This window comes from candidate division WOR-3 bacterium, from assembly GCA_026418155.1.
Classification (GTDB): Bacteria; Hydrothermota; Tepidihabitantia; order Tepidihabitantales; family CAIPLT01; genus JAOABV01.
In genome coordinates, this window is record JAOABV010000089.1 from 1 (window position 1) to 2,736 (window position 2,736).

Genomic DNA, 2,736 nt, shown 5'->3' on the forward strand with positions numbered 1-2,736 from the left:
TTAGAATAAGATAATTGCGGCAAGGAAGTCAAGGATTAAGATTAAGATGGTTGATACCACGACCGCATTAGTTGCGGCTTGACCGACCTGTTTGGCACCACCTGAGACTTGAAAACCAAAATAGACACCAGATGATGTTATCCAAAAGGCAAAAAAGAGCGATTTGATTAAACTTGCCCAGAAATCTCGGGGATAAAACGGATGGGTTATGCCATAAAAGAAGACATCAAAACTGGTAGCAAAGAAAAGTTGCGAAAAGAGTGCTCCTGAAAGTAAAGAAATTGCAATCATTACATAATTGAGTAAGGGTAAGACTAAAAGCATTGATAGCATTCTCGGTTTACCTAAAAAATTCTCCGGACTTATCTTCATCACCCGTAAAGCGTCAATCTGTTCAGAAATTTTCATGGTGCCGATTTCTGCTGACATTGCTGAGATACATCTACCAGTAACAGTTAAAGCAGTAAGCACTGGACCTAATTCAATCATCACCATTCGGCCGACTGTCAAGCCGAGAAAATATTTAGGAAGCATATTAGCGATTTGATAGAAACTTTGCACCGTGGTGACTAAACCTAAGAAAAAGCCGATAACGACAATTAAAGGTAAAGAGTTAACGCCAATCTCATATGACTGTTCTATAAAACGCACCAAAGTGCGAGAAGTTTTCCCTGGACTAAAAAGAATCCGGAAAGGAAAGATGATAAAATTGATGACTTCTTGCATTTGCATCTTGTTATTATTTGTTTACCAATCTAAAGCCAAAACTAAAAATCCATTTTGGTCTTTGATTCTTTTCAGCATTACTCTTTAAGATTGCCATTCATCACGAAAGACAAACCATTGCAAAGGATATTTTCTGATATATTCGGACAATTTGTCTGCAACGATTTGCAAGAATTGTTCATAAGTCTGATTTTGGGGAAAGAGCGGTTCGGAAATTTCGGCTCGGTATAATTTCTTACTCTTTTTATCAGGATTTAAGACAAAGTAACCAAAGATAACTGGTGATTTGTATTTTAAGGCAAAACTGGCTGGACCGCGGGGTATTTTCTTTTTGCCGTTTAAGAAATTTACTAATTGTCCGCGTCCGGTTAAATCGCGGTCGCCTAATAAAACCAAAATCCGATTATCTTCTAATGCTTCTGTCATCTTTTCTTTTTCTTGGATAAAGACGATTTGCATTCCGGTGCGAGTGCGAATTAAATTATAGACATCAGAAAGCCCAGGAATCTCTTCAGCCACCGCAGTAAGGGGAAAGCCTAAACTTGCCAGATAGACACCAGCCAAGTCCCAATTACCAAGATGAGCCGTAACCAAAATCACACCTTGGTTGAGTTTTAATGTTTGGTCTAAATGCTCTTTACCTGTAAAATCGATAATCTTTGCTAAGTAGTCTGGTTCATAGATTAAAGCCCGAAAAGCGTCAACTAAACAGATTGCGTAATTGGTAAAATTCTTAAGCACATTCTGCCAATTCGGATTAATGCCAGCCATCAAGAGATTTTTCTTAACAATTGCCCGTTCGCGTTTTGCTTGCAAAAATTTTAATAAGGCTAAAGTTTTGGCAATGAAGACGCCTAACCAACGGGGTAAAAGACATGCAATTCTAATTCCGAGATGATACAGATAAACATGTGAGCGATAGCCCATAATTTTCAATCACTTTTTGAGAAGACTAATTTTGCAAGCATAAGTATTGGCAACAGATGTTCAATAATATTGTAATTTAAGTTAAAAGTCAAGGGTGATAGAGATTGTTTTGTCACAGCGACACAAAGACACAAGACGATAAAACTTTCCGTGAAGCAGTCTTTCTGGGTATTATCTTCAGGCGGAGCGGCAGGAACTCCGCCTGAGATTTTTAGCCACAGAGCCACAAAGACACAGAGACTTATAAATTAATTAAAAACAATCTCTGTGGCACAGTGACTCTGGGGCATTTAGTTTATGGAGCCGGTGCGGCTAAGGCGAAGACGGTGTTGCGAATCCGTTCTAAGATGTCTTTATCCAGCGTCCGAGCATGCCATTTGTTAATTAAGACATCAACTTCTTTTAAGAGTTGGGCGCCAGAAAACTTTTTCGCATACTTATAGACTTCGCGTCCGAAATTGAGATAAGAAGGATTAAGTAAAGTTGGTGTGCCGGCTTCAGCGAGAATCAGTTTGACTTCGTTTTCTAAGGCTTCTTGTTCAGGAAAGATAGTTGAGAGTTGCGCTTTCATTTTGTCTTTATAGCCGGAGAGTTTTTGCGACAAGACATCGCCGGAAAACATCGCATCCCATTTGTCCAAACGTCTTAAAGCAGGTCTAACAGCCATAATTTCAGTTGTGTAAAGATTCTTTAATACCTTCGCTCCTTGTGAAAGAAGTTTAGGATGAAGAGTAATTTTCACCTTCACCTTTATCCTCTTGCATCAAGGAGAGAAATATAAAAGACCTTTACCCAACCTTTGCTCATCACCTCCTTTCTTTGCCATCCGTCTTTATCCGCTTTACGCTTATCGCTATTCGCTATCCGCTAAGAATTCTTTTACGGCGCCGAGCGAAAAGCGAAAGGCGAATAGCAAAAACGCACTGCCGATAAAGACTTTTAGGCAAAACTTATTATAAGCCACAAAGCCCATTTGAACCTTGAACTTTTAATCCTTTGAACCTTTGAGTCTTGAACCTTTGAGCCTTTGAACCTTGAACCTTTGAGCCTTTGAACCTTAAACTTTATGTCGCTGAATTAATC

The 2,736-nt window shown here is 39.1% G+C and carries 3 protein-coding genes; all 3 read right to left on the minus strand.

From position 1 onward, the window contains the following. A complete protein-coding gene (locus tag N2201_07380) occupies positions 1-726 on the minus strand; it encodes an ABC transporter permease (GenBank protein MCX7786020.1) in 726 nt (241 codons plus the stop codon). Positions 727-810: 84 nt separating this feature from the next. Then, a complete protein-coding gene (locus tag N2201_07385; protein MCX7786021.1) occupies positions 811-1,653 on the minus strand; it encodes a lysophospholipid acyltransferase family protein in 843 nt (280 codons plus the stop codon). Between the two features lie 295 nt (positions 1,654-1,948). Beyond that, a complete protein-coding gene (locus tag N2201_07390) occupies positions 1,949-2,395 on the minus strand; it encodes a hypothetical protein (protein MCX7786022.1) in 447 nt (148 codons plus the stop codon). Between the last annotated feature and the right edge of the window lie 341 nt (positions 2,396-2,736).

Bases quoted from the DNA above. Each gene is read 5' to 3' on its own strand.
- N2201_07380 (MCX7786020.1), bottom strand. From the start codon at position 726: ATGCAAGAAGTCATCAATTTTATCATCTTTCCTTTCCGGATTCTTTTT.
- N2201_07385 (MCX7786021.1), bottom strand. From the start codon at position 1,653: ATGGGCTATCGCTCACATGTTTATCTGTATCATCTCGGAATTAGAATT.